The 25,670-nt window shown below is 73.9% G+C and carries 23 protein-coding genes; 10 read left to right on the forward strand and 13 right to left on the reverse strand.

Translation table 11 applies throughout. From position 1 onward, the window contains the following. Positions 1-111: 111 nt before the first annotated feature. Positions 112-1,530: an ATP-binding protein gene (locus tag ACFWWQ_RS26370; protein ID WP_384600929.1), complete on the reverse strand. Its 1,419-nt coding sequence runs from the start codon at positions 1,528-1,530 to the stop codon at positions 112-114. A gap of 16 nt (positions 1,531-1,546) precedes the next feature. Continuing rightward, a complete protein-coding gene (locus tag ACFWWQ_RS26375; protein WP_384600931.1) occupies positions 1,547-2,281 on the reverse strand; it encodes a response regulator transcription factor in 735 nt (244 codons plus the stop codon). Between the two features lie 366 nt (positions 2,282-2,647). Between ACFWWQ_RS26375 and ACFWWQ_RS26380 the strand changes: the two genes are divergently transcribed. The 7 genes from ACFWWQ_RS26380 to ACFWWQ_RS26410 all read left to right on the forward strand — a co-directional run bounded on the left by ACFWWQ_RS26380 (position 2,648) and on the right by ACFWWQ_RS26410 (position 9,546). Continuing rightward, entirely contained in the window at positions 2,648-3,433 is a 786-nt protein-coding gene (locus tag ACFWWQ_RS26380) for an amino acid ABC transporter ATP-binding protein (protein WP_359041512.1), read from the forward strand. Positions 3,434-3,489: 56 nt separating this feature from the next. Beyond that, entirely contained in the window at positions 3,490-4,407 is a 918-nt protein-coding gene (locus ACFWWQ_RS26385; RefSeq protein WP_384600934.1) for a glutamate ABC transporter substrate-binding protein, read from the forward strand. A gap of 194 nt (positions 4,408-4,601) precedes the next feature. Next, a complete protein-coding gene (locus ACFWWQ_RS26390; RefSeq protein WP_384600937.1) occupies positions 4,602-5,249 on the forward strand; it encodes an amino acid ABC transporter permease in 648 nt (215 codons plus the stop codon). Positions 5,250-5,322: 73 nt separating this feature from the next. Then, a complete protein-coding gene (locus ACFWWQ_RS26395) occupies positions 5,323-6,246 on the forward strand; it encodes an amino acid ABC transporter permease (RefSeq protein WP_384600940.1) in 924 nt (307 codons plus the stop codon). A gap of 179 nt (positions 6,247-6,425) precedes the next feature. After that, a complete protein-coding gene (locus ACFWWQ_RS26400) occupies positions 6,426-8,216 on the forward strand; it encodes an FAD-dependent monooxygenase (RefSeq protein ID WP_384600943.1) in 1,791 nt (596 codons plus the stop codon). 159 nt (positions 8,217-8,375) lie between these two features. Beyond that, the gene (locus ACFWWQ_RS26405) at positions 8,376-8,918 is read left to right on the forward strand and encodes a cysteine dioxygenase (protein ID WP_384600946.1); all 543 of its coding nucleotides are present in this window, start codon (positions 8,376-8,378) and stop codon (positions 8,916-8,918) included. A gap of 229 nt (positions 8,919-9,147) precedes the next feature. Continuing rightward, positions 9,148-9,546: a rhodanese-like domain-containing protein gene (locus ACFWWQ_RS26410; RefSeq protein ID WP_384600949.1), complete on the forward strand. Its 399-nt coding sequence runs from the start codon at positions 9,148-9,150 to the stop codon at positions 9,544-9,546. A 143-nt stretch (positions 9,547-9,689) separates the two neighbouring features. Here the strand turns inward: ACFWWQ_RS26410 and recX are convergent, their stop codons facing one another. The 4 genes from recX to ACFWWQ_RS26430 form a co-directional block, all read right to left on the reverse strand. Beyond that, positions 9,690-10,322, reverse strand: a complete 633-nt coding sequence (gene recX, locus ACFWWQ_RS26415; protein WP_384600952.1) for a recombination regulator RecX — start codon at positions 10,320-10,322, stop codon at positions 9,690-9,692. A gap of 6 nt (positions 10,323-10,328) precedes the next feature. Continuing rightward, entirely contained in the window at positions 10,329-11,447 is a 1,119-nt protein-coding gene (recA, locus tag ACFWWQ_RS26420) for a recombinase RecA (RefSeq protein ID WP_384600955.1), read from the reverse strand. Positions 11,448-11,694: 247 nt separating this feature from the next. Beyond that, entirely contained in the window at positions 11,695-12,213 is a 519-nt protein-coding gene (locus tag ACFWWQ_RS26425) for a SixA phosphatase family protein (protein ID WP_384600957.1), read from the reverse strand. A gap of 94 nt (positions 12,214-12,307) precedes the next feature. Further along, positions 12,308-12,679, reverse strand: a complete 372-nt coding sequence (locus ACFWWQ_RS26430) for a VOC family protein (RefSeq protein WP_384600960.1) — start codon at positions 12,677-12,679, stop codon at positions 12,308-12,310. A gap of 79 nt (positions 12,680-12,758) precedes the next feature. On the opposite strand from ACFWWQ_RS26430, the gene ACFWWQ_RS26435 reads away from it, so the two are divergent. Beyond that, the gene (locus tag ACFWWQ_RS26435) at positions 12,759-13,220 is read left to right on the forward strand and encodes a MarR family winged helix-turn-helix transcriptional regulator (RefSeq protein WP_384600963.1); all 462 of its coding nucleotides are present in this window, start codon (positions 12,759-12,761) and stop codon (positions 13,218-13,220) included. Between the two features lie 21 nt (positions 13,221-13,241). Here ACFWWQ_RS26435 and ACFWWQ_RS26440 read toward each other — a convergent pair whose 3' ends face one another. Beyond that, positions 13,242-14,429 carry an AI-2E family transporter gene (locus tag ACFWWQ_RS26440; protein WP_384601000.1) on the reverse strand — a complete coding sequence of 396 codons (1,188 nt, stop codon included), beginning with the start codon at positions 14,427-14,429 and terminating at the stop codon, positions 13,242-13,244. Between the two features lie 122 nt (positions 14,430-14,551). Continuing rightward, on the reverse strand, positions 14,552-14,746 hold the full coding sequence (locus tag ACFWWQ_RS26445; protein ID WP_030288116.1) for a DUF3046 domain-containing protein: 195 nt from the start codon (positions 14,744-14,746) through the stop codon (positions 14,552-14,554). Between the two features lie 195 nt (positions 14,747-14,941). Between ACFWWQ_RS26445 and ACFWWQ_RS26450 the strand changes: the two genes are divergently transcribed. Beyond that, positions 14,942-15,865, forward strand: a complete 924-nt coding sequence (locus ACFWWQ_RS26450; RefSeq protein WP_384600967.1) for a hypothetical protein — start codon at positions 14,942-14,944, stop codon at positions 15,863-15,865. A gap of 262 nt (positions 15,866-16,127) precedes the next feature. Then, positions 16,128-20,915 carry a DEAD/DEAH box helicase gene (locus ACFWWQ_RS26455; RefSeq protein WP_384600970.1) on the forward strand — a complete coding sequence of 1,596 codons (4,788 nt, stop codon included), beginning with the start codon at positions 16,128-16,130 and terminating at the stop codon, positions 20,913-20,915. 765 nt (positions 20,916-21,680) lie between these two features. Here the strand turns inward: ACFWWQ_RS26455 and ACFWWQ_RS26460 are convergent. From ACFWWQ_RS26460 to rimO, 5 genes are all read right to left on the reverse strand, one after another. Further along, on the reverse strand, positions 21,681-22,151 hold the full coding sequence (locus ACFWWQ_RS26460; RefSeq protein ID WP_384600972.1) for a Dps family protein: 471 nt from the start codon (positions 22,149-22,151) through the stop codon (positions 21,681-21,683). A gap of 243 nt (positions 22,152-22,394) precedes the next feature. Then, positions 22,395-22,778 carry a helix-turn-helix domain-containing protein gene (locus ACFWWQ_RS26465; RefSeq protein WP_143944450.1) on the reverse strand — a complete coding sequence of 128 codons (384 nt, stop codon included), beginning with the start codon at positions 22,776-22,778 and terminating at the stop codon, positions 22,395-22,397. 94 nt (positions 22,779-22,872) lie between these two features. Next, positions 22,873-23,412 (reverse strand): CinA family protein, encoded by a 540-nt coding sequence (locus ACFWWQ_RS26470; RefSeq protein WP_384600975.1) that lies wholly within the window; start codon positions 23,410-23,412, stop codon positions 22,873-22,875. Beyond that, entirely contained in the window at positions 23,409-24,047 is a 639-nt protein-coding gene (gene pgsA, locus ACFWWQ_RS26475) for a CDP-diacylglycerol--glycerol-3-phosphate 3-phosphatidyltransferase (RefSeq protein WP_384600977.1), read from the reverse strand. Before pgsA ends, ACFWWQ_RS26470 begins: the two co-directional genes overlap by 4 nt. Next, positions 24,044-25,519, reverse strand: a complete 1,476-nt coding sequence (gene rimO, locus ACFWWQ_RS26480; RefSeq protein WP_384600980.1) for a 30S ribosomal protein S12 methylthiotransferase RimO — start codon at positions 25,517-25,519, stop codon at positions 24,044-24,046. The genes pgsA and rimO overlap by 4 nt, the downstream gene beginning before the upstream one ends. Positions 25,520-25,670 lie beyond the last annotated feature (151 nt).

The following is a 25,670-nucleotide window of genomic DNA, read 5'->3' on the forward strand; positions in this document are numbered from 1 at the left end:
CGGGGCCCCACCCCCTTTTTTGGCCCACCAACACCACCCCGGGTTACAAATCCCCCCCCCCCGGGCGCCCCCGGGGGGGCCCCCCGGGGCCCCCGCCCCGTGGCGCCCCGCTCACCCGCCGTGCGGGGCGTCCCGCGGCACCGTCACCCGCACCTGGAGGCCGTGCGGCACCTGCGGGGCGAAGCGCAGGGTGGCGCCGCCCGCGGCGAGCAGGGCACGGCTGATGGAGAGACCGAGGCCGGAGCCGGAGACGTTCTGGTGGCGGCCGCTGCGCCAGAACCGGTCGCCGATCCGGGCCAGCTCGTCCTCGGTGAGGCCGGGTCCGCTGTCGGCGACGGTGATCCGTACGCCGTTGCCGCGCGGGGTGACGGCGACGGTGACGGGGCCGCCGGGCGGGGTGAACTTCAGGGCGTTGTCGACGACGGCGTCGAGGGCGCTGGAGAGGGCGACGGGGTCGGCCCAGCCGGTGACCGCGGCGTGCCCCTCGTAGGTCAGGTGCACGCCCTTGTCGTCGGCGAGCGGGCGCCAGGAGCCGACCCGCTCGGCGGCGAGGGCGGCGATGTCGGTGAGCTGGAGGTCTGCCGCGGCGTGCTCGGCGAGGGCGAGGCCGAGGAGGTCGTCGAGGACGCGGGCGAGCCGCTTGCCCTCGGCGCGCACGGAGGCGATCTCCGCGTTGCCCTCGGGGAGTTCGAGGGCGAGCAGTTCGATGCGGAGCAGCAGCGCGGAGAGCGGGTTGCGCAGCTGGTGGGAGGCGTCCGCGACGAAGGCGCGCTGCTGCTCCAGGACGTCCTCGACGTGGTCGGCCATCTCGTTGAACGAGCGGGCCAGCCGCCGCAGTTCGGGCGGTCCGGCGGTGGCGGCGACCCGGGACTTCATCCGGCCGGTGGCGATGTCGTGGCTGGCCGCGTCCAGGACCCGTACGGGCCGCAGCACCCAGCCAGTGAGGCGGAACGCGGCGGCGACGGCGACGAGCATCGCCGCGCACTCCCCGGCGGCGATCAGCAGCCAGCCGCGCAGGATGCGGTCGCGCAGCTGCCCGGTGGGCGAGTCGGTGACGACGACCGCGACGACGTCACCGTCGCGGATGACCGGCGAGGCGACCGGGATGCGGCCGGTGTCGTCCCAGGGCCAGATCTGGTCGGGGTCGTGGCTGCGGTGCCCGGCCAGCGCCTCCTTGAACGCCTGCGCGCCCTTGCCGTCGCGCGCCACGGGCCAGCCGCGCGGGGCGGCGGCCATGGGGGTGCGGTCGCGGTGGAAGACCCCGGCCCGGATGCCGTAGAGATCCTGGTAGCGGGCGAGTTCCGCGGCGAGGGTGGCACGGCGTTCGTCCTCCTCCACGCCGGACGCCTTGACGCCGGAGCGGTCGGTGACGAACTGCGCGAGGGAGGCGAACCGCGCCGCGTCGTCGATGCGGTCGATGACCACCTTCTGCTGCTCGACACCGGCGGTGATCACCGCGAGCGGGACGCCGAGGGCGAGCAGCACCCCGGCGAGCAGCACGATCAGGAGGGGGAGGAGTCGGGTACGCACGGACCGGCCGGATCCCTCAGCCGGCCGGGGAGGCGGGCGGGCGCAGCGGGGCGGCGGGGGCGACGAGGCGGTAGCCGACGCCGCGGACCGTCTCGATGAGCGCGGGCATCCGCAGCTTGGCGCGGAGCGAGGCGATGTGCACCTCCAGGGTCCGGCCGGTCCCCTCCCAGCTGGTGCGCCACACCTCGCTGATGATCTGCTCCCGCCGGAAGACCACCCCGGGACGCTGGGCGAGCAGGGCGAGGAGGTCGAACTCCTTACGGGTCAGCGAGACGGCGGTGCCGTCCACCGAGACCTGGCGGGTGGGCAGTTCGACGGTGACGGCGCCCAGCCGCAGCGCGTCGTCGGGTCCGCTCTCCTCGGCGCGCGGCTCGGCGGGACCGGGCGTCCCGCGGCGGCTGACGGCGTGGATACGGGCGAGGAGTTCGCCGGTGTCGTAGGGCTTGACGACGTAGTCGTCGGCCCCGAGGTTGAGGCCGTGGATGCGGGAGCGGACGTCGGCGCGCGCGGTGACCATGATGACGGGCACGGCGCGGATCCGGCGGATGCGGCCGCAGACCTCGAAGCCGTCCTGGTCGGGCAGGCCGAGGTCGAGCAGGACCACCGCGAACGGTTCGTCGTGGTCGGGCAGGAGCGCCTGGAGGGCCTCCTCGCCGTTGCGGGCGTGCACGACGGCGAAGCCGTGCCGTGCGAGCACCGCGGACAGGGCCGCGGCGACGTGGTCGTCGTCCTCGACGAGCAGCAGTCTCATCGGCCCGGCCTCCTCCTCGGTGACGGTGTGCGGTGGCAGTGGCGGTGTACGGGAACCACACGGCATCTACGGCGATGAACGGTGCGCACGTCAAGGGTTGGCAACGCCCCGGATGCCATCCGTTACGCAGCCGGTACGCCCGGAGGCACCGGGGCGGCTCCGGGGCGGCTCCGGGGCGGCTCCGGGGCGCGGGACACGGACCGGCGCCCCGCGCGGGCGCCCCGTGCGCCGGTGTCCCTGAACCGGGACGGCGGGTTCCGGCCGTCGCGGCCGGATCGTGATGCTCAAGTTCCGCTCAGATGTGATGACGCAGGTCGCGGGCCGTCCTAGGGTCCTGGCAACCGAGGAGGACGGAGCTACACGCCGATGAGCGAAGTATCGGGGACCGGGAGCACCGAGGCCCCCGCACCGGCCGGGGACCAGTTGGTCGTGCTGGACAACGTCAACAAGCACTTCGGCGCGTTGCACGTGCTCCAGGACATCGACCTGACGATCCACCGTGGTGAGGTCGTCGTGGTGATCGGGCCCTCCGGGTCCGGCAAGTCGACGCTGTGCCGCACCATCAACCGTCTGGAGACGATCGACAGCGGCGCCATCAGCATCGACGGCAAACCGCTGCCGCAGGAGGGCCGGGAACTGGCCAGGCTCCGTGCCGATGTCGGCATGGTCTTCCAGTCCTTCAACCTCTTCGCGCACAAGACGGTGCTGGAGAACGTGGTGCTGGGCCAGACCAAGGTCCGCCGCACGGACAAGGCGGCCGCCGAGAAGAAGGCGCGCGCCCTGCTGGACCGGGTGGGCGTGGGCACCCAGGCGGACAAGTACCCCGCGCAGCTGTCGGGCGGTCAGCAGCAGCGGGTGGCCATCGCCCGCGCGCTGGCCATGGACCCCAAGGTGATGCTGTTCGACGAGCCGACGTCGGCGCTGGACCCGGAGATGATCAACGAGGTGCTGGAGGTCATGCAGCAGCTCGCCCGGGACGGGATGACGATGGTCGTCGTCACGCACGAGATGGGGTTCGCCCGCTCCGCCGCCAACCGCGTGGTGTTCATGGCCGACGGCCGGATCATCGAGGAAGCGGAGCCGAACCAGTTCTTCAACAATCCGCGCAGCGACCGCGCGAAGGACTTCCTTTCGAAGATCCTGCACCACTGAGCCCGCGGTCGGGCCACGATGACCGTCAACACCCGTGTAGACAAAGGATGTTCACCATGAGGATGCGTAAGACGGCCACGGCGTGCGCGGCGGTGCTCGCGCTGGCGGCGACGGCGACCGCGTGCGGCGGCGAGTCGGGCACGGCGGGCGACAAGCCGGCCGGCGGCGACGTCTACAGCGGCACCTACAAGCCCGCGTCCGGCGTCAAGGTCGACTCCCCGGTGCTGCAGAAGGCCCAGAAGGCGCACCAGATCACCGTCGGCGTCAAGGCCGACCAGCCGTTCCTCGGCTTCAAGGACACGTCGGGCACGTACTCCGGCTTCGACATCGAGATCGCGAAGATGGTCGCCGCCGACCTCGGTTTCACCGAGAAGGAGATCACCTTCAAGACGATCGACTCCAACGTCCGCGAGACCGCCATCTCCAAGGGCCAGGTCGACTTCTACGTCGGTACGTACTCGATCAACGAGGAGCGCAAGAAGCAGGTCGACTTCGCCGGGCCGTATTACACCGCGGGCGCCGACCTGCTGGTGCGCCGTGAGGACAAGTCGATCACCGGCCCGATGTCGCTGCGCGGCAAGAAGGTCTGCTCCATCGTCGGCTCCACGCCGCTGCAGGAGATCAAGAAGCCGAAGTACGGCGCCGACACCACCGAGCTGTCGAAGTACTCGGACTGCGTCAAGTCGCTGCTCGACGGCCAGGTCGACGCCGTCACCACCGACGACGCGATCCTCAAGGGCTACGCGGCGCAGCGCAAGGACAAGCTGCGGGTCGTCGACAAGCCGTTCACCAAGGAGCCGTACGGCGTCGGCCTGAAGAAGGGCGACAAGGCGCTGCAGGACGCGATCACCGCCGCGCTGGAGAAGCACATCAAGAACGGCGACTACAAGACGGCGTACAACGGCACGCTGGGCAAGTCCGGTTCGCCGTTCGCCGACAACACCGCGCCGGAGCTGCCGCTTCCGCGAGGCTGACGCGCTCGCGCCCCGCTTCGGAGGGGGCCCCGCATCCGTCCGCCCACCGGGGCGGGCGGACGCGCCCTCCACCGCACTTCCAGGGCTGCGCCCCGTACGCCCGCCGCGCCGGGTGTGCGGGGCGCGCTGCCGTCCGCGCCGCGCGGGCCCCGCCCCCTTTTCGCCGCCGACCCGACCGCAACCGCGGAGACCCCATGAACGTACTCCTCGATCATTTCCCCGAGTTCCGTGACGGGTTCCTCGGAACCCTGGCGATCACCGCGGCCAGCGCGCTGCTGGCGCTGGTGCTCGGCATCCTCATAGCCGGCTTCCGGGTCTCCCCGATCCCGCCGCTGCGCGTGTTCGGGACGGCCTGGGTCACGGTGCTGCGGAACACCCCGCTCACCCTGCTCTTCCTCGTCGCCTTCTTCGTGGTGCCGCAGGTCCTCATCCCCGGCACCAGCCCGTTCATGCTGGCGACGCTGGCGCTGGGCTTCTACACCTCGTCGTTCGTGTGTGAGGCGGTGCGCTCGGGCATCTCGACGGTGCCGATCGGGCAGGCGGAGGCCGCCCGCTCGCTGGGCATGACGTTCTCCCAGACGCTGCGAATGATCGTGCTGCCACAGGCCACCCGCACGGTGCTGCCGCCGCTCAGTTCGATCTTCATCGCGCTGACGAAGAACTCCGCCATCGCGGGCGCGTTCAGCGTCGCCGAGCTGTTCAGCGTCTCGAAGCTGCTGAGCGACAAGGGTTTCGCCATCGGCTGGATCTTCCTGTGGATCGCCCTGGCCTACCTCGTCATCACCTTCGCGATCAGCGGCCTCTTCCGGGTGCTGGAGCGGCGGATGGGGGTGGCCCGGTGAGCGGGGCCGGACGGCGGATCAGTACGACGTGGGTGCCGCGCGCAGGCGGGGCGTATCGAAGCGAGGTATCGGCATGAGCGGCGCCAGCGTTCTCTACGACGCACCGGGCCCGAAGGCGAAGGCGCGCAACCGCCTGTACAGCATCGTCGGTTCGGTGGCGGTGGTGGCCCTGATCGCCTTCGTCATCGAACGGCTCAACTCCAAGGGCCAGTTCGCGCCCGAGATGTGGAACATCTTCAACTACGCGGACGTGCGGAACAATCTGCGCGACGGCGTGCTGACCACGCTGGAGGTCTTCGCGGTCGCCGCGGTCCTCTCGCTGGCGCTGGGCGTGCTGCTGGCGGTGGCGCGGCTCTCCGACCACAAGCCGGTGCGCTGGCTGGCGACCGGTTTCGTCGAACTGTTCCGCGCGATCCCGTTGCTGATCACCATCTACGTGCTGTGGGTGATCCTCCTCGCCAACCGCGACGCGCTCGGCCTGTCCGGTAACGGTCCGCAGTTCTGGGCGCTGGTGGTGGGCCTGACGGCGTACAACGGCTCGGTGCAGGCCGAGGTGCTCCGCGCGGGCATCGCGGCGGTGCCGCGCGGGCAGAGCGAGGCGGCGTACGCGCTGGGCATGCGCAAGACGCAGGTCATGACGACGGTGCTGATCCCGCAGGCGGTGCGCGCGATGCTGCCGACGATCATCAGCCAGCTGGTGGTGACGCTGAAGGACACCTCCCTCGGCTACATCATCACGTTCGAGGAACTCCTCTACACCGCCCGCCAGATGAGCACCAACATCATCGTCAACGGCTCGGACACCTATGTTCCGGTCATCATCGTGACGGGCGTCATCTACGTCGCGCTGTGCCTGGCGCTGTCCGGCCTGGCCACCTGGATCGAGCGGCGCGGCCGCCGCGCGAAGACCGGTGTCGCGCCGGCGACCGCCGCGCCCGCGGGCGACCCGGCCGCTGCCGCCGCCGACGCCGGGAAGGACACCGCCGCGGCGCCGTGACCGGCCGGTGAGCGACGGGGCGGACGAGGTGCGCGGGGGCGGCAGCGGGGGCGGCGCCGCCCCCGTCACTTGACGCGGAGGGCCGCAGTGGGTTGCATACGCTGTGTGATCACGCACCGGGCTTCAACTGCCAGTTCCCGTACCGCCGCTTCGCCCCTGCGGGGCCGGGGAGCCACCTCGTGGACCCGGTGATCGTCGTGGGGGCGGGCCCGGTCGGCCTCGCCCTCTCCCTCTCCCTCGCCCGCCTCGGCGTACCCTCCGTCGTCCTCGACGACACCACCGGCCCGGAGCCCGTCCGCCCGGCCCGTACCGCGGTGCTGCGCGAGGACACCGCCGGGTACGTGGCGCGGCTGGGCTGCGCCGCGACGCTGGCATCGGCGGGCACCCGCTGGACCGCGTGGCGCACGGTGCGCCGACGACGGATGGTCGAACGCGTGGAGTTCGGCCCCGGCGGCCTCTGGACGTCCGGCGCCGACGACGCGCCCGCCTCGCCCGTCCATCTCCCCCAGCACGCGCTGACCGGCGCGCTCCGTGCCGCACTGGAGGGCGAGGAGCTGGCGCGGATCGTCGGCGGCGGCCGGCTGGCGGAGCTGGAGCAGGACGCCGACGGCGTGAGCGCCCACGCCCGCGGCCCCGGCGGCACCTGGTGGCGCGGGAGTTACCTGGTCGGCTGCGACGGCCCGCGCTCCACCGTCCGCAAGCTGCTGGAGATCCGCTTCCCGGGGCGCACCTCCGTGGAGCGCCACGCGGTGGCCGCCGTCCGCGCGGAGCTGCCCTGGCCGGGCGAGGCGCTGCTGCACCGCGCCCCGGGGCGGCACGGCGGCGCGGAGGTCTGCGCCCGGCCGCTGCCGGACGGGGTGTGGCGGCTGGACTGGCTGCTGCCGCCGGGCCGCGATCTGGTCACCCCGGACGCGCTGGTGGCCCGGATCCGCGATTCGCTGGCGGGCTGGGCCGCCGGTCCCGCCCTGTCGGCCGACGCCGAGGACGCCCCGCAGCCGCCTCGCGGCCGCGGCCAGGCCCGCCCTGTGCCGCCGTACGAACTGCTCGACACCGGGGTGCACACCGTCCACCACCGGCTGGCGCGGCGCTGGCGACACGGGCGCGCGTTCCTCGCCGGGGACGCCGCCCATCTGCTCGGCGCGCTCGGGACGCAGGGCCTCGACGAGGGGCTGCGGGACGCCGAGAACCTCGCCTGGAAGCTGGCGCTCGCCTGGCACCACGGGGCGTCCGAGACACTGCTGGACAGCTATCAGGCCGAGCGGCGCGGCGCGGTGGCCGCCCGGCTGCGCGCCGCCGACCAGGCGCTTCCGCGGCTGCGGGACGGCGGCGCGGGACGCATGCTGCGCGCGGTGCCGGGTGCCGCGCGCGGCCACGCCACGCTGCTGACGGACGGGCATCTGGGGCGCGGGCCGCTGGGCGCGCCGCCGGTCCACGCCCCTTCGCCGCTCACCCCGGCCCCGGCGCACACCGCGGCGACGCCGGTGGGCACCCTGCCGGGCGCGCCGGTCGCCGATGTACCGGTGACGGCCGCCGACGGTTCGGTGGTGCCGCTGCGCGAACGGCTGGGGCGGGGGCTGCTGTTGGTGCTCGTCGCGCCCGGTACGGGCGTGTGGGAGCCGCGGCACTGGCGGTCCGCCGGGCTGATGCCGCGGCTGACCGGCGCGGCCGAGGGGCTGCCCCTCGCCACCGAGGTCCTGGTCGCCGAGGAGTATCCGGGGGCGGCCGCGCACACCGTGCTGCTGGTGCGCCCGGACGGCCATCTGGTCACCGCGATGTCCGGGGTCCGCCCGGCCGAGCTGTACGCCTGCGCGGACGCGGTACGCGGCGGGGCCTTCGGCGGGGCGGCACCCCAGCCGTCGGCCGGAAGCGGTGACGCGGCCCCCGGTGACGGGGTGGCCGGTGGTGCTCCGGGCGCGGAATCCGTGGTTGACCCTGTGGGAACGTCCGTGTTTCACTCCGAACATGACTGATCACGGCGCGCGTTTCTGGCGGAGGGTCCATCTCGACCTGATCCGCTACGCGGGCTGCACCTGTCGTCCGTCCTGCTGATCCGCAGTTCTTCCCCGCGCGCTCCCGGCCGTTCGGCCGTGGTGAGCGCGTCGCTTCGCGATCACTCAGGACGGTGTCCCGTGCCCGACCTCTCCACCCCTGCCCGCCCTCGGACCGCCCCTCCCACGGGCGGTCCGAGCGCCGCGGAACTCCTCGGCTTCGTCCGCCGCACCGCCGCGGACACCCCGCTCGTCGCCTCCCTCCCCCTCGACCCCGAGGGCCGCACCTGGCTCCGGCTGGACGGCCCGGACGGCAGCGAGGCGTGGCTGATCGGCTGGCCGCCCGGCACCGGCACCGGCTGGCACGACCACGGCGGCTCACGCGGCGCCTTCGCCGCGGCCACCGGTGCGCTGACCGAGGACTCCCTCACCGTCCAGCTCCCCACCGAGGGCTGGACGAGCCTGGAGCTGACCGACGGCGTCGACCGCACCCACACCCTGGCCGACGGCCGCGGCCGGGCATTCGGCCCCCACCACGTCCACCAGGTACGCAACGTCTCGCCGACCACGCACGCGATCTCGGTGCACGCGTACCACCCGTCGCTCCCCCTGATGCGCCGCTACAGCCGCACCGGTCCTCTCCTCCGCCTCGAAGAGGTGGAGCGGCCGGAGGATTGGGGGTGAGGGCGGGGGCGTACGGGGTGCGGCACGGGGGCCGGGCCGGGCGTCGGGGCGGGTCGGGTGCGGAGCGCCGCATCGCCCGAGGGGCCGGGTGCCGGGCCCGGCACCGCGGCGGCCCGCGGTCCGGGTGCGGCGCCGGGCCCCGTCTCGGGGTACATGTCGGGGCAGGCGTCGTCGCGGAGGTGCCGCAGCGCGTGCCGAGCGGCACCAACGGAGAGACGGAGGTGGGAGGTTGAGCGCCATCGACACCCTGCTGGAGCAGGCCCGTGCCCAGCTGCACCGGGTGGATCCCGGGCAGGCGGCGGCGGTGCAGCGGGCGGGCGGACTCCTCGTCGACATCCGCTACGCGGCGCTGCGCGCACGCGACGGCACCATCCCCGGGGCGCTGATCGTGGAACGCAACGAGCTGGAGTGGCGCCTCGACCCGACGGGCGACCACCGCGCCCCCGAGGCGGCCGGCCATGACCTGCACATCGTCGTCATCTGCAACGAGGGATACGCATCGAGCCTCGCCGCCGTCTCCCTCCACCAACTGGGGCTGCACCGCGCCACCGACCTGACCGGCGGCTTCCAGGCATGGCGCGCTGCGGGGCTTCCCGTCAGCCCCGGCGCGGCGCCCGCCACGGCCTGACCGGTACGGCCCGGCCGCGCCCCTGATCATGCCCCCGCTTGCCGTGCCCCGGTCGCCGGGTCACCGCGCCGGGGGGGCGGGTGTGACGGGACGACCGGTGGGGGCGGGACCAGCACACTCGGCGGCACCCGGGCCCGGCAGCGCTACTCCTGCGCCCACTGCTCCAGCAGTTCGGGGTCCTCGCCCTCCTCCTCCAGCGCCTGGCGGACCACCCGGAGGGCCAGGCCCTCGGAGTAGCCCTTGCGGGCCAGCATTCCGGCGAGGCGACGCAGCCGCTTGTCGCGGTCCAGTCCCCTGGTGCTGCGGAGCTTGCGCGCGACCAGCTCCCGGGCGGTGGCCTCCTCCTGCTCGGGGTCGAGGCGGCCGACCGCCTGGTCGATGACCTCGGACTCCACGCCCTTGGTCCGCAGCTCGCGGGCGAGCGCCCGCCGGGCCAGGCCCCGCCCGTGGTGCCGGGACTCCACCCACGCATCGGCGAACGCCGTGTCGTCGATGAGCCCGACCTCCACGAAGCGGGAGAGCACCTCCTCCGCGGCCTCTTCGGGGATGTCCCGCTTGCGCAGGGCGTCCGCGAGCTGGCTGCGGGTGAGCGGGGACCCGGTGAGCAGGCGCAGGCATATCGCCCGCGCCTGCTCCTCGGGCGTGCGCGGGGACCCCTGCCCGGCCCTCGACGGGGAGGGGTCACCGCTGTCGTCACGGCCACCACGGCCCTTACGGTGTTCGGCACCGCCCATGGCGTGACCGCCGCCGTCGGGCCATTCCGTTCGCCGCGTCATGACGGACTAGCTCTTGGCCGCGGCGGCCTTGGCACCCTTGGCGCCCTTGGCCACGGGCGCCGGGACCGACTTGGCGGGCTCGGCCGGGCCCGCGGCATCCGGGCCGGGCTCCGCCGCCGGGTCCTGCGGCTTGACGCCGATGCCCAGCTTCTCCTTGATCTTCTTCTCGACCTCGTTGGCGAGGTCCGGGTTGTCCTTGAGGAAGTTGCGGGCGTTCTCCTTGCCCTGGCCGAGCTGATCGCCCTCGTAGGTGTACCAGGCGCCCGACTTGCGGATGAAGCCGTGCTCCACGCCCATGTCGATCAGGCCGCCCTCGCGGCTGATGCCCTGGCCGTAGAGGATGTCGAACTCGGCCTGCTTGAAGGGCGGGGCCACCTTGTTCTTGACCACCTTGCAGCGGGTGCGGTTACCGACCGCATCCGTGCCGTCCTTGAGGGTCTCGATACGGCGGATGTCGATACGCACCGAGGCGTAGAACTTCAGGGCGCGGCCACCCGTCGTGGTCTCCGGCGAGCCGAACATCACGCCGATCTTCTCGCGGAGCTGGTTGATGAAGATCGCGGTGGTCTTGGACTGGTTGAGCGCGCTGGTGATCTTGCGCAGCGCCTGGCTCATCAGCCGGGCCTGGAGACCGACGTGCGAGTCGCCCATCTCCCCCTCGATCTCCGCCTTCGGCACCAGGGCCGCGACGGAGTCGATGACGATGAGGTCGAGGGCGCCGGAGCGGATCAGCATGTCCGTGATCTCCAGGGCCTGCTCACCGTTGTCCGGCTGGGACAGGATCAGCGCGTCCGTGTCCACGCCGAGCTTCTTGGCGTACTCGGGGTCGAGCGCGTGCTCGGCGTCGATGAACGCCACGGAGCCGCCGGCCTTCTGGGCGTTGGCCACCGCGTGCAGGGTCAGGGTCGTCTTACCGGAGGACTCCGGTCCGTAGACCTCCACGACGCGGCCGCGGGGGATGCCGCCGACCCCCAGCGCCACGTCGAGCGCGGTCGACCCGGTGGGGATGACCTCGATGGGTTCGTTCGGCCGCTCCCCCATGCGCATCACGGCGCCCTTGCCGAATTGCCGTTCAATCTGTGCGAGCGCGGCGTCGAGCGCCTTCTCGCGGTCAGTGCCTGCCATGGGTTCCACCCGATTTGCTTGAGTCGATCGCTTCACGTCCACGACGCTAACGCCTGCCACTGACAATCCGCCCGGACCAGGCTCCGGCCTGTGGACAACTCGGCGAGGAAGCCCCGGAACTTTCGCTCCGGCGTACAGGTCGGACCCCCATAAGAATAGATGTTCGATTTTACTGTCAAGCGCACCCTCCGGAGCCCCGGGCACGAGGTCCCGGGGCTCAGTCCGTACGAGTCACGGCGGTGGCTGGTCAGGCGTGCGGGGCCCAGAAGGCGGTCAGCCTCCCGGCGCCGGGCTCGACGTCTCGCCAGGAACCGGTGAAGGCGAGAACGGCGATCGCGGACGTCGGGAGGCCGCTGCGGTTCATCCGTGCCAGCAGATCGCCGTCCGCCTCGCCGGTGAGCGCGTCGGCGAGCTCCTGGATACCGGGGTTGTGCCCGATGACCACCAGGCTCCCGACTTCGTCACCCACCCCGTTGAGGAGCGCGACCAGCTCGCCCGGCGACGCCCTGTAGACGCGCCCCTCGTATACCGTCCTGGGCCGCTCCGGCAGCTCGGACAGGGCGAGCCGCCACGTCTCCCGGCAGCGTGCGGCGGTCGAGCACAGCGCCAGGTCCGGGAGGACGCCGGACCCGGCGAGCCAGCGGCCGGCGGCGGGTGCATCCTCGCGGCCGCGCGCCGCGAGCGGGCGCTCATGGTCGTCCCCGTCGGTCCGTTCGGCCTTGGCATGACGCAGGAGCACCACATGGCGGGTCGTCTCAGCACTCATGGCGGCCATCCTCACCACCCGACGGCCCCGGACCGGGGCGCACCGCGCGGAACTCGGCCGGGCGGGCGAATCCCGGCCCGCGCCCGGCGGCCGGTCAGCCGCCGTGGGCGGTGAGCCGGTAACCCTCCGGGCCCTCGAACGAGAACATCGGCCCGAAGGGGCTCTCCGCCATCGGCGTGAGGATCTTGATCCCGGCGGCGACGAGCCGGTCGTGGAGCTGTTGGGTGTCCGGGGTCCGGAACCAGAGCACCACGCCGAGGCCCGGTCGTGCGGCGTCGGCGAGGTCGGTGTCCGGGAACAGCGCGCGGACGGCGAACGGGATCGGCGCGGTGTCGAACACGACCGCATGGGGCGGCGAGGCCGGGGACCGGCGCAGCCCCAGGTGGCGCTCGCAGAAGGCCGCGGCGGCCTCCACGTCACGGACCTGCAGGGCGACGAAGTCGGGACCGTCGACGGCAACAGACATGGGCTTCCCTCACTCTTGTGTCAGGACTTTGACGCAGGGGAGGCCAGGGGGCGCCCCGCAGGCATGTCAAAATGCTGACATGGAAGAGAGTGCGCCGCCGGAACCGTCCCGCCCCGCGAACGATGCCACCCAGCACATCGGATACCTGCTCAAACGCGCCCAGGCGGCCCTGCGCGCCGCCATGGACAAGGCGCTGCGCAAGCACGGGCTGACCGTGCCGCAGTACGCCACGCTCGAACTGCTGGCGCTGCACCCCGGGATGTCCAACGCCGACCTCGCCCGCGCGACCTTCGTCACCCGGCAGTCCGGCAACGTCGTCCTCCGGGGCCTCCAGGAGGCCGGGCTGATCGCCCGCCCCGCCACCGCCGATCACGGCCGCGCCCGGCCCGCCCGCCTCACCGAGGAGGGCCACACCCGCCTGGCCACGGTCCAGGCCGCCGTCCACGCCGTCGAACAGCGCATGGCCGACGCGCTCCCGCCCCGGCGCGTCACGGCGCTCCTGACCGACCTCGAACGCATCGCGACGGCTCTGGAGGACTGACGACCGGCGCCCCGCACGTCCCTAAGGGCTGGACGGCTCCGTCTCCTCCGAAGGTGCCTCCGGTCCCCCGGGAGCCGCCCCAGGGCGCGCCCCTCCGGGCGCCTCGCGGTGCAGCCCCCGCCGGACCCGTGCCAGCACCTCGGAACCGCGCCGGAACCGGCGGCCGCCGTCGGCCCTCGGGTCGGTCACCTCGTACCGCTTGACGTACGCGCTCAGGAACGCCTGGAGGGTCGCCGTGGCGGGGATCGCGATCAGTGCGCCGACGGCGCCCATCAGCGCCGTGCCCGCGATGACGGAGCCGAAGGCAACGGCAGGGTGGATGTCGACCGTGCGCGCGGTGATCCGGGGTTGCAGCAGGTAGTTCTCGAACTGCTGGTAGACCACGACGAACGCGAACACCCACAGCGCATACCAGGGGTCCACGGTGAAGGCGATCAGAATGGGCAGGGCCCCTGCGAGATACGTACCGATGGTCGGGATGAACTGCGAGACCAGGCCGACCCAGACGCCCAGCGCGGGGGCGTAGGGCACCCCGAGGATCTCCAGCAGGATGTAGTGGGCGACCCCGGAGATCAGCGCCATCAGGCCGCGCGAATAGAGGTAGCCGCCCGTCTTGGCGACCGCGATCTCCCAGGCGCGCAACACCTCCGCCTGGCGGCTCGGCGGCAGCACGGAGCAGAGCGCGCGGCGCAGCCGGGGGCCGTCGGCCGCGAAGTAGAACGAGAACAGCGCCACCGTCAGCAGGTTGAACAGGCTGCCCAGCACCGTCGCGGAGACGGCGAGGACGTTGTTGGCGCTGTCCTGGACGTACTTTTGCAGCCAGTCGGAGTTGAGGAGGTTGTTCTGTACCGCCAGCCGGGACAGGTGGGTGTGGAAGGTGCTGTTCGCCCAGCTGATGACGGAGTCCAGATACTGCGGGAACTCCTCGACCATGGTCGCGATCTGGCCCGCGACCATCGACCCGAGGAGGGCGAAGAATCCCGCCGCGGTGACGAGGAGGCCGAGGAAGACCGTGCCGGTGGCGAGGCCGCGCCGCACGCCGCGCGCCGCCATCCAGTCCACCGCGGGCTCGACGGCCAGCGCGAGGAAGAAGGCGATCACGATGTTCAGCAGCAGGCCGATGAGCTGGTGGAATCCCCAGCTGGCGAGCTGGAAACAGGCCACCAGCGCGAGCGCCAGCACCATGGCGCGCGGCAGCCAGCGTGGCATTCGCGCGTCCGGCGGCTCGGGAGGTCTTCGGGCGTCGTCACTGAGCGTGTCATCAATCGCGGGCACCGGCCCAGTGTCGCGCACCCGTACGACACTCCTGACCGTCTCCCGGGACCGGCCGGTCAGCGCCGCTCGTCCGGTACGTCCATGGTGACGCAGACCACCCGCCACACCTCCTTGGCGCTCCAGCCCGCCGCCAGCGCCTCGTGGACGGTGCGGCCCCCGAGGCCGGACATCACATGGTCGCGGGCGAACGAGTCGGCGTACGCCGGTCCGAAGTGGTCCGCCATCCGCTGCCAGAAATCCGTCAGCCTCATGAATCCTGTCTCCTCATGGCCCCGGCCCCGCCCGTCCGCCGGTCCGCGGCCGGAGCGGCACCGTGGTCCCCGCAGCGTATGCCCTCCTCACCGGGGGTCGTCGCCGTCAATCCGGCGCCCCCGGTGTCCCGCCCTGGGAGGGCGTGGGCCCCGGTGCGGTGCGCCGGGGCGTGATCCGGCCCTACGGTGCGGGGCATGGCCGAAACCGCAAGCTCGTCGCCGTCCCCGCTGGCCCGTGCCGAGCGCTTCGTGTGGCTCACCGCCCGGGTGCTCGAACAGCGGCTCTTCGCGTATCACTTCCTGGGCGGCGGTGACACCCCGGTGGAGCGGGCGCTCGCCGCGTACCGCAACGACGACGGCGGGTACGGCCACGCGCTGGAGCCGGAGCTGCGCGGACCGGCCAGCCAGCCGCTGCACACCGCGCACGCCCTGGGGGTGCTGGACCGCATCGGGCGCTGCGACAGCCGCCACATCGAGCACGTCTGCCGCTATCTGACGCGGATCTCGACCAGGGACGGGGCGCTGCCCGCGCTGCACCCGTCGGCGCGTGGGTACCCGGTGGCCCCGTGGTTGCCGGTCGCCGGCGATCCGCCCAGTTCCCTGCTGGCCACCGGGCCCATGGTGGGTGTGCTGCACCGCAACGACGCCTGGCACGCGTGGCTGTTCCGGGCCACGGAGTACTGCTGGGCCGCCGTGGACTCCCTGACGGACACCCACCCCTACGAGGTCCGGGCGGCGCTCGCCTTCCTGGAGGGCGTCCCGGACCGCCCCCGCGCCGCGGCCGCCGCGCACCGTCTGGGCGCCCTGGTACGCGAACGGGGCCTGGTCGTCCTCGATCCGGCGCGGGCCGCGGACACCCCGGTCGCCCCGGGGTACGCCCCCGGGGAGCACCACTTCGCGTACGACTACGCGACCGCGCCCGGGGCGCTCGCCCGCGGCTGGTTCACGGACGCGGAGCTGGCGCGGTCGCTGGACCACCTCGCCTCGTTGCAGCGCGACGACGGCGGCTGGCCCGCCGACGCGTACGTCCGGGCGCCGGGCACCGCGGCGGAGAGCCGCCCGGTCGTCACCCTGCGAGCCCTGCTGACGCTGCGCGCGCACGGGCGGGCGCCGGGCTGAACGGTGCGGCAGGCCGCGGCGTGGGGCCGTCGGACACGGGAGGCGTGGGCGGCCGGGTGGGGAAAGCGTGGACGGCCGGGTGGGGAAAGCGTGGACGGCCGAGGTGGGGGAGGCGTAGAGGCGTAGGCGGTGGTCGCGGCGGGGCGAAGGCGCGGCGGGTGGCCGTTCCGCTCGGCCGTGGACGACTCGCCGCACCCGCGCTGAGCTGCGCGGATGCCCCGTTCCGGCGGCGTTGTCAGTGGGGCGGTGCACGATGGGGGGCATGGACGGGACAGCGCTCGATTCCTTCTCCGCCGCGACCCGCGGCTGGTTCACCGGCGCCTTCCACGCGCCGACGGCGGCGCAGGAGGGCGCCTGGAGCGCGCTGCGCGAGGGCTCGGATGTCCTGGTGGTGGCGCCGACGGGCTCCGGCAAGACGCTCGCCGCGTTCCTCGCCTCGCTGGACGCGCTGGCGAGCACCCCGCCTCCGGCGCAGCCGAAGAAGCGCTGCCGGGTGCTGTACGTCTCGCCGCTGAAGGCCCTCGCCGTCGATGTCGAACGCAATCTGCGCAGCCCGCTGACCGGTATCCGGCAGGAGTCGGCCCGGCTCGGGCTGCCGGAGCCGGACCTCACCGTCGGCATCCGCTCCGGCGACACCCCGCCCGCCGAGCGCCGCGCGCTCGCCACCCGCCCGCCCGACATCCTGATCACCACCCCCGAGTCCCTGTTCCTCATGCTCACGTCGGCGGCCCGGGAGGCGCTGGAAGGCGTCGAGACGGTGATCCTCGACGAGGTGCACGCCGTCGCCGGTACGAAGCGCGGCGCGCATCTGGCGCTGTCCCTGGAGCGGCTCGACGCGCTGCTGCCGCGCCCGGCCCGCCGGATCGGGCTGTCGGCGACGGTCCGCCCGGTGGAGGAGGTGGCCCGCTATCTGTCGCCGCGGCGCCGGGTGGAGATCGTGCAGCCGGCGTCCGGGAAGCGGTTCGACCTGTCGGTGGTCGTCCCGGTCGAGGACATGGGGGAGCTGGGCGGCTCGCCCGTACGGGAGGGCGAGGCGGGCGAGAAGCCGTCGATCTGGCCGCAGGTCGAGGAGCGGATCGCCGACCTGGTGCAGGCCCACCGATCGACGATCGTCTTCGCCAACTCCCGCCGCCTGGCGGAGCGGCTCTGCAACCGCCTCAACGAGATCGCCCACGAGCGGGCGACCGGCGAGCCGCTGCCGGAGGACCACTCCCCGGCCGAGCTGATGGCCGAGTCCGGCGCCGCCAAGGGCGCGCCGCCGGTGCTGGCCCGCGCCCACCACGGTTCGGTCTCCAAGGAGCAGCGGGCCCTGGTGGAGGAGGACCTCAAGGCGGGGCGGCTCCCGGCCGTCGTCGCCACCTCCAGCCTGGAGCTGGGCATCGACATGGGCGCGGTCGATCTGGTGATCCAGGTCGAATCGCCGCCGTCGGTGGCGTCCGGGCTCCAGCGGGTGGGCCGGGCCGGGCACCAGGTGGGCGCGGTGTCGAAGGGCATCGTCTTCCCGAAGTACCGCGGCGACCTGGTGCAGGCGGCCGTGGTCACCGAGCGGATGCGGACGGGCGCCATCGAGGCGCTGCGGGTGCCCGCCAACCCGCTCGACGTCCTGGCGCAGCAGCTCGTGGCGATGACGGCGCTCGACATCTGGGACGTCGGGGAGCTGCTGGCCCTGGTGCGCCGCGCGGCGCCGTTCGCCTCCCTTCCGGAGTCGGCGTTCACCTCCGTCCTGGACATGCTGGCCGGTCGCTATCCGTCCGACGCCTTCGCCGAGCTGCGCCCGCGTCTGGTGTGGGACCGCGTCGCGCAGACGGTGGCCGCCCGCCCCGGCGCGCAGCGGCTCGCCGTCACCTCCGGCGGCACGATCCCCGACCGCGGGCTGTTCGGCGTCTTCCTCGCCGGGGGCGACGGCAAGGGCGGCGGCCGCCGGGTCGGCGAGCTGGACGAGGAGATGGTCTACGAGTCCCGCGTCGGCGACGTCTTCACCCTCGGCACGACCTCCTGGCGCATCGAGGACATCACCCGCGACCGCGTCCTGGTCACCCCCGCCCCCGGGGTGCCGGGCCGCCTGCCCTTCTGGAAGGGCGACCAGCTGGGCCGCCCCCTGGAACTGGGCCGCGCGCTCGGCGCGTTCCTCCGCGAGATCGGGGCGCTGCCGCCCGAGGAGGCGCGGGCCCGGCTCGCCGCTGCCGGGCTCGACGACTGGGCCTGCGACAACGTCCTCGGCTACCTCACCGAGCAGCGGCAGGCGTGCGGCCATGTGCCGGACGACCGCACCGTCGTCGTGGAGCGGTTCCGGGACGAGCTGGGCGACTGGCGCGTCGTGGTGCACTCCCCCTTCGGCGCGCAGGTGCACGCCCCGTGGGCGCTCGCCCTCGGCGCGCGGCTCGCCGAGCGCCACGGCATGGACGCCCAGGTGATGCATGCCGACGACGGGATCGTGCTGCGGCTGCCCGACGCGGATCTGCTGGGCCTCGACCTCCTCGACGGGCCGGGCGGCGGCGCCGGTCCCGCGGCGGGCGCGGAGTTCGACCCGGAGCAGTCGCCGGTCGGCGCCGCCGATGTCGTCTTCGACCCCGGTGAGGTCGACCAGCTGGTCACCGACCAGGTGGGCGGCTCGGCACTGTTCGCCTCCCGCTTCCGGGAGTGCGCGGCGCGCGCTCTGCTGCTGCCGCGGCGCAGCCCCGGCCGACGCACCCCGCTGTGGCAGCAGCGCCAGCGTGCGGCGCAACTCCTCCAGGTGGCGAGCGAGTTCGGCTCGTTCCCGATCGTCCTGGAGGCGGTGCGCGAATGCCTCCAGGACGTGTTCGACGTCCCCGGGCTGGCGGAGCTGATGGGCGACATCGAGGCCCGCCGGGTCCGCCTGGTGGAGGTCACCACCCCGGAGCCGTCCCCGTTCGCCCGCTCCCTCCTCTTCGGTTACGTCGCGCAGTTCCTGTACGAGGGCGACTCCCCGCTCGCCGAACGCCGGGCCGCCGCGCTGTCGCTGGACTCCCGGCTCCTGGCGGAGCTGCTGGGCCGGGCGGAGCTGCGTGAGCTGCTGGATCCGGAGGTGCTGGCGGAGCTGGAGCGGGAGTTGCAGTGGCGCACCGACGACCGCCGCGTCAAGGACGCCGAGGGCGTCGCCGACCTGCTGCGGGTGCTGGGTCCGCTGACCGACGCGGAGCTGGCCGAGCGGGGCGCCGACCCGGCGTGGGCCGAGGAGCTGGCCGCGGCCCGGCGCGCGATCCCGGTGCGGCTGGCGGGCGCCGCGCACTGGGCCGCCGTCGAGGACGCCGGGCGGCTCCGCGACGCCCTGGGCACGGCGCTGCCGGTGGGCGTGCCCGAGGCGTTCACGGAGCCGGTGGCCGATCCGCTGGGCGATCTGCTGTCCCGGTATGCCCGCACCCACGGCCCGTTCACCTCCGAGCGGGCCGCGGCCCGCTTCGGTCTGGGCCCGGCCGTCACCGACGGCGCCCTGCACCGTCTGGCGGCGTCCGGCCGCCTGGTGCAGGGCGAGTTCCGCCCGCCCGTCGCCCACCACCACCCTTCCCTGGAAGCGCAAAGCGCTGCCCCCGTCCATGGCATCGGTCAGGAGTGGTGCGACGCGCAGGTGCTGCGGCGGCTGCGGCGCCGTTCGCTGGCGGCGCTGCGCGAGGAGCTGGAGCCGGTGCCGCCCGCCGCGCTGGCCGCGTTCCTGCCCCGGTGGCAGCAGGTCGGCACGCCCCGCCTCGCCCCGGGCGCCGCCCGTCCGTCGCAGGGTGCCGCCCCGGGGCTGCGCGGGATCGACGGACTGGTGCGCGCCGTCGAGCAGTTGCAGGGAGCGCCGGTGCCCGCGTCGGCGCTGGAGAAGCTCGTCCTGCCGTCCCGCGTCGCGGACTACTCCCCCGCGCTGCTGGACGAACTCACCGCCACCGGCGAGGTGGTGTGGGCGGGCGCGGGCGCACTGCCCGGTAAGGACGGCTGGCTCACCCTCCATCTCGCCGACACCGCGCCGCTGTCGCTGGCGTCGCCGCTTCCCCTGGAGGTGTCGGCGCTGCACACCTCCGTCCTGGACGCCCTCGCGCCCGGGTACGGCCTGTTCTTCCGCCAGCTCGCCGACCGGGTCCGTGCCACCACCCACCCCGAGGTCACCGATCCGCAACTCGCCGACGCCCTCTGGGAGCTGACGTGGTCGGGCCGTCTCACCAACGACACGCTGGCCCCGCTGCGTGCCCTTCTCGGCTCGGGCCGCACGGCCGGTTCCACCGCGCACCGCGCCCGCCGCTCCGTGCCCCGCGGCCGCTACGGCGTACCGGCGGCGCGCGGTGCCCGCCCGACCGCGTCCCGCTCCGGCCCGCCGACCGCGGGGGGCCGCTGGTCGCTGCTGCCCGCTCTGGAGCCCGATCCGACGCACCGGGCGCACGCCCTGGCCCGTACGCTCCTGGACCGCCACGGCATCGTCACCCGCGGCGCGGTCGCGGCGGAGGGCGTCGAGGGCGGCTTCTCGGCGGCGTACCGTGTGCTGGCCGCCTTCGAGGAGAGCGGGCAGGCCCGCCGCGGCTATGTCGTCGAGGGGCTGGGCGCGGCCCAGTTCGCGGTGGACGGCGCGGTCGACCGGCTCCGCGCGGTGCACAACCGCCGCGAGCGCGACGCCGCGGACGGCTTCGCCCCGCCGCCGGACCGGCGGGGCGGCGAGGGCCCGCAGCGGGCGGTGGTGCTCGCGGCCGCCGACCCGGCCAACGCCTACGGCGCGGCGCTGCCATGGCCCGAGCCGCCCGCGGGCTGCACCCACAAACCGGGCCGCAAGGCCGGTTCCCTGGTCGTCCTGGTCGACGGCGAGCTGACCCTCTACATGGAGCGCGGCGGCAAGACCCTGTTGCTGTGGCCGCTCGGCGCGGACGCGGACGGACCCCGGCCCGACGCCCGGCTGCGCCAGGCGGTCGAGGCGCTGGCCGCCCTCGCCCGCGCGGGTGCCCTGGGCACGGTCACCACCGAGCGCATCAACGGCATATCCGCGCTGACCTCCCCCTTCGCCGCCCTCCTGGAGGAGGCGGGTTTCCATCCCACGCCGCGGGGGCTGCGGTTGCGGGCGTGAGGGAAGGCGGGCTCGCCCGCGCCTGAAGGGGCTCGCATCGCGCATGCGAGGGCATGGAGGAGGCCGGCCCTGCCCTCGTCCACCCCTGGGGTGGATCCGTGCGGTACTCGGCACGGCACGCCCCGCGCCCGCCCGGTCCGCCCGAAAGCCCGCGTACCGCGCCCCGCCTCGTGCCCACGCCCCGCACGGCCCGCATGGCATCCACCCCGACCCGCCGCGGAGCGGCCACCGCACCCGCCCCGCCTCAGCCCCGTTCCCCGGGCGCCCGCCCCCGGGACAACACCGCCCACACCGGACGCACGACATCCCCGGCCCGACGCCGCCTCCCCGCCCACGGCACACAATGCACCGGCAGCAGACTCAGCCCCCAGCCGCCCACGGCCACCGCCGATTCGACCGGTCCCGCGGCGGCGGGCCACCACACCAGCCGGGCCACCGCCCACCACCACAGCGCCCCGGCCACCACCGCGATCACGACGCGCCCTCTGGCACCGGCCCGCGGACCTGGCCGACCGGCCCCCCGGCCGGCCGATGCGCACCTCGTCGCTCCGTGTCCGCTCATCGCCGCCTCCTCCCACCGGGCCGCCGTCCGGGCTCCGCCCCCGCCCCGTACGACGCTAGTGGCGCCCCGTAACGGTGCGGCAGGGCGCATCGGCGCTCCCCCGGCGCACGTCCGCGCCGCGCCCGCCCACCGGCCGGAGCCCCCGCGCACGCCCCGTACGGCCGCGCCGACGGCGCGACCGTACGGCGGGCCTCCGGCGTCCGTCAGCGGGCCTCGGCCTGGAACATCCAGTGGTGTTTCTCCAGGTCACCGGTGAGGCCGATGAGCAGATCCTGGGTGACGGGGTCGGGCGTCCCGGTCGCGTCGATCCGCTGCCGCATCCGCCCGATGACCACACCCAGCGCGGTGACCAGCGCCGCGACCCCGGCCTCGTCCTTGATCCAGCCCTCCGCGATCTCCGCGATGCCGGTGGTCTTCGCGACCGTCGCGGCCCGGCCGTCCGGCGGCACCCCCACCGCGGACGCCCGCTCGGCGACCTCGTCCGCGTGTATCCGCGCCGAGGCGACCACCTCATCGAGCTGGAGATGGACGGAGCGGAACCGCGGGCCGACGACGTTCCAGTGCACCTGCTTGGCGACGAGGGAGAGATCCACCAGATCGACCAGGGCGCCCTGGAGGGCCTTCCCCACGACGGCGCGGTCGGCATCGGACAGCGGGCTCGTGACCACAGACATCCAGCTCCTCCTCCTGGGGACGAACGCCCCGGCGCCAGAGGCCCGAAGCGTTCGGGAATGTACGGGTTCGGTCATCGTATAAACGATCGGCCGATGGCGAGCAGTCGAGCGGCCGGACCGGGCACCGTGCCCGCAGCGCCCAAGGATCCGTGCGTATGCCACCGGTCGCGCACGGCCCCGGACGGCACGGGGCCCCGCCCGGCTGCTGCCGGGCGGGGCTCCGTAAAGGGTCTGTGCGGTGCGTCAGGCGGCGACGACGTCCACGACATCGGCCGGCGACTTGATCGTCACGCGGTCCTCCGCCACACCCGTCAGGGAGGCGACGGACACGGCGTTGAACGTGGGCCGCACCGGTGCGGGCACCGGGTCGGTCGCGGCCGCGGACGCGGCAAGTTCGGCGAGCGCCAGCTCGTCGCTGACCTCACGCATCAGCTCGGACATGCGCACATCCAGCGCGTCACAGATCGACGAGAGCAGTTCGGACGACGCTTCCTTCTGTCCTCGTTCGACCTCGGACAAATAGCCGAGCGACACCCGGGCGGAGGAAGAGACCTCGCGCAGGGTGCGGCCTTGGCGCTGACGCTGTCGGCGCAGCACGTCACCCAGCAGGCGACGAAGCAGAATCATCGCTGGCTCCCTCCTCGGACCTCGGATCCGGATCCTTCTCGCCCCACCGTACCGCCTCCGGCCATGGCCGTGCCGGGCGCGAGTACGTGTTCACTCAGGGCTGTAAACATGCCTTCCCCCCGTGTTGTTCCGTATCCTGTGCCCCCGTATTTTCTGTCAGTTCGCCGAGCAGCAGCCCCACCGCGGCCTCGACGCTGTCCCTGCGGATCTCCTCGCGATCGCCCTCCAGGGCCAGCCGCCGCACCGCGGCCGCCTCCCCGGGGCCGCAGACCGCGACGTAGACGGTGCCCACCGGCTGCCCGTCCTGCGGATCCGGACCGGCCACCCCGGTGGTGGCGACGCCCCAGTCGGCGCCCAGCAGCCGCCGCACCCCGCAGGCCATCTGCCGCGCGACCTCGCCGTCCACCGCGCCCCGCGCGGCGAGCAGTTCCCCGTCGACGCCCAGGACGGAGCGCTTGACGTCGGTGGCGTACGCGGTCACCGCGCCGCGCACCACCCGCGAGGCCCCGGGCACGGCGGTCAGCCCGGCGGCCACCAGACCGCCGGTGAGCGATTCGGCCGCCGCGAGGGTCTCGCCCCGCGCCGCGAGCAGCTCCAGCGCCCGCGCCGCCGCCCCGCCCGCCGGGCCGGTCACCGTACGGCGTCCCGCTCGGCGCGCTCGCGGGCCAGACCTGCCCGGCGCAGCGCGACGGCCTGGCGTACGTAGTCGAGGCCGGTCGCGACGGTCAGCGCCACGGCGACCGCCATCACCCACCAGCGGAACGTGGCCAGCGGGCCGGTGAGCACCAGGACGTACATCCCGACCGCGATGCCCTGCGCCAACGTCTTGATCTTGCCGCCACGGCTGGCCGGAATCACCCCGTGCTTGATCACCCAGAACCGCAGGAGCGTGATACCCAGCTCCCGGAAGAGGATCACGCCCGTCACCCACCACGGCAGATCGCCCAGCACCGACAGGCAGATCAGCGCCGCGCCCATGATCGCCTTGTCGGCGATCGGGTCGGCGATCTTCCCGAAGTCGGTGACGAGGTTGTACGACCGCGCCAGGTGCCCGTCGAAGACGTCGGTGATCATGGCGACGGCGAACGCGGCCCAGGCGAACGCACGCCACACCGGGTCCCTACCGTCGCCGTGCATCAGCAGCAGGACGAAGGCCGGTACCAGGACCAGCCGGAGCATCGTCAGGACGTTGGCGATGTTCCACAGCCCGGCCTGCCGGACCGCCGCCGGGCGCGGCCCGCCGGTGGCGGAAGCCGGCAGCGGCGTCATCTGCCCGCCCCCTCGGCGCCCTCGGCCGAACACACCTCGGCGACCAGGTCCACGCCCTCGCTGGCGACGACCTTCGCCTCGGCCATCCGGCCGGGCGTCAGGCCGTCCGCACCCCGCAGCAGCGTCACGCCGTCGGTCTCGGGCGCCTGGTGGGCGCCCCGGCCCACCACGCCGTCCTCGTCGTCGATCCGGTCGACCAGCACCCGCACCGTGTCGCCGATGCGCTCCTCGGCGCGCTGCGCGGTCAGCTCCTCGGCCAGCCGCGACACCCGCGCCAGCCGCTCGGCGACCACGTCCGGATCGATCTTGTCCGCGTACGAGGCCGCTTCGGTGCCGTCCTCGTCGGAGTAACCGAAGATGCCGATCGCGTCGAGCCGCGCGCCGGTGAGGAAGCGCTCCAGCTCGGCGACGTCGTCCTCGCTCTCGCCGGGGAAGCCGACGATGAAGTTGGAGCGGGCACCGGCCTCGGGCGCCTTCGCGCGGATCTGCTCCAGCAGCTCCAGGAAGCGGTCGGTGTCACCGAAGCGCCGCATCCGGCGCAGCACCCCGGGCGCCGCGTGCTGGAAGGAGAGGTCGAAGTAGGGCGCCACCTTGTCGGTGGAGGTCAGTACGTCGATCAGGCCGGGCCGCATCTCGGCGGGCTGGAGGTAGCTGACCCGGATCCGCTCGATGCCGTCGACGGCGGCCAGCTCCGGCAGCAACGTCTCCAGGAGGCGGATGTCGCCGAGGTCCTTGCCGTAGGAGGTGTTGTTCTCGGAGACCAGCATGATCTCCTTGACGCCCTGCTCCGCAAGCCAGCGGGTCTCCCCGAGGACGTCGGAGGGGCGCCGCGAGATGAACGAGCCGCGGAACGAGGGGATGGCGCAGAACGAGCAGCGCCGGTCGCATCCGGAGGCGAGCTTGACCGACGCCACCGGACTGCTGCCGAGTCTGCGACGCAGCGGCGCCCGCGGCCCGGAGGCCGGTGCCACGCCCTCGGGCAGATCGGCGGGCGGGGTGTCCTGCGCGTGGCCGGGCAGCGCGACGGCGTCGGCGTTCTGCCGCTCTGCGGGGCTGATCGGCAGCAGCGTCCGGCGGTCGCGCGGCGCGTGCGCCTCGACGCTGCCGCCGCTCAGGATGGTCTGGAGGCGGTCGGAGATGTCGGTGTAGTCGTCGAAGCCGAGCACACCGTCGGCCTCGGGCAGCGCCGAGGCCAGCTCCTTGCCGTAGCGCTCGGCCATGCAGCCGACGGCGACGACGGCCTGGGTACGGCCCTGATCCTTCAGATCGTTGGCTTCGAGAAGGGCGTCGACGGAGTCCTTCTTGGCGGCCTCGACGAAGCCGCAGGTGTTGACGACGGCGACATCGGCATCGGCGGCGTCCTCGACGAGGTCCCAGCCGTCCGCTGCCAGGCGTCCTGCGAGCTCCTCCGAGTCCACCTCGTTACGGGCGCAGCCAAGAGTGACAAGGGCGACGGTACGGCGTTCGGGCATGGGGCTCAGCCTACTTCGTCCCGGGCGCGCCCCTCGCGTGCAGGTCCGGGGCCCCGCGGGGGGGGGGGGCCGGCGGGGCGCCCCGGCGCGGGGGAGGCCGCGGAGGCATCCCCCCCGGGCGGGGGACCAGCGGGGTGGAGGAACGGCCACC

This window comes from Streptomyces sp. NPDC059080 (assembly GCF_042739975.1).
GTDB classification, from domain to species: Bacteria; Actinomycetota; Actinomycetes; order Streptomycetales; family Streptomycetaceae; genus Streptomyces; species Streptomyces benahoarensis.

Bases quoted from the DNA above. Each gene is read 5' to 3' on its own strand.
- ACFWWQ_RS26435 (WP_384600963.1), top strand. From the start codon at position 12,759: ATGGAAGAGAGTGCGCCGCCGGAACCGTCCCGCCCCGCGAACGATGCC.
- pgsA (WP_384600977.1), bottom strand. From the start codon at position 24,047: ATGACGCCGCTGCCGGCTTCCGCCACCGGCGGGCCGCGCCCGGCGGCG.
- rimO (WP_384600980.1), bottom strand. From the start codon at position 25,519: ATGCCCGAACGCCGTACCGTCGCCCTTGTCACTCTTGGCTGCGCCCGT.
- ACFWWQ_RS26445 (WP_030288116.1), bottom strand. From the start codon at position 14,746: ATGAGGCTGACGGATTTCTGGCAGCGGATGGCGGACCACTTCGGACCG.
- ACFWWQ_RS26395 (WP_384600940.1), top strand. From the start codon at position 5,323: ATGAGCGGCGCCAGCGTTCTCTACGACGCACCGGGCCCGAAGGCGAAG.
- ACFWWQ_RS26385 (WP_384600934.1), top strand. From the start codon at position 3,490: ATGAGGATGCGTAAGACGGCCACGGCGTGCGCGGCGGTGCTCGCGCTG.
- ACFWWQ_RS26450 (WP_384600967.1), top strand. From the start codon at position 14,942: ATGGCCGAAACCGCAAGCTCGTCGCCGTCCCCGCTGGCCCGTGCCGAG.
- ACFWWQ_RS26390 (WP_384600937.1), top strand. From the start codon at position 4,602: ATGAACGTACTCCTCGATCATTTCCCCGAGTTCCGTGACGGGTTCCTC.
- recX (WP_384600952.1), bottom strand. From the start codon at position 10,322: ATGACGCGGCGAACGGAATGGCCCGACGGCGGCGGTCACGCCATGGGC.
- ACFWWQ_RS26440 (WP_384601000.1), bottom strand. From the start codon at position 14,429: ATGCCACGCTGGCTGCCGCGCGCCATGGTGCTGGCGCTCGCGCTGGTG.
- ACFWWQ_RS26375 (WP_384600931.1), bottom strand. From the start codon at position 2,281: ATGAGACTGCTGCTCGTCGAGGACGACGACCACGTCGCCGCGGCCCTG.
- ACFWWQ_RS26380 (WP_359041512.1), top strand. From the start codon at position 2,648: ATGAGCGAAGTATCGGGGACCGGGAGCACCGAGGCCCCCGCACCGGCC.
- ACFWWQ_RS26430 (WP_384600960.1), bottom strand. From the start codon at position 12,679: ATGTCTGTTGCCGTCGACGGTCCCGACTTCGTCGCCCTGCAGGTCCGT.
- recA (WP_384600955.1), bottom strand. From the start codon at position 11,447: ATGGCAGGCACTGACCGCGAGAAGGCGCTCGACGCCGCGCTCGCACAG.
- ACFWWQ_RS26425 (WP_384600957.1), bottom strand. From the start codon at position 12,213: ATGAGTGCTGAGACGACCCGCCATGTGGTGCTCCTGCGTCATGCCAAG.
- ACFWWQ_RS26460 (WP_384600972.1), bottom strand. From the start codon at position 22,151: ATGTCTGTGGTCACGAGCCCGCTGTCCGATGCCGACCGCGCCGTCGTG.
- ACFWWQ_RS26455 (WP_384600970.1), top strand. From the start codon at position 16,128: ATGGACGGGACAGCGCTCGATTCCTTCTCCGCCGCGACCCGCGGCTGG.
- ACFWWQ_RS26465 (WP_143944450.1), bottom strand. From the start codon at position 22,778: ATGATTCTGCTTCGTCGCCTGCTGGGTGACGTGCTGCGCCGACAGCGT.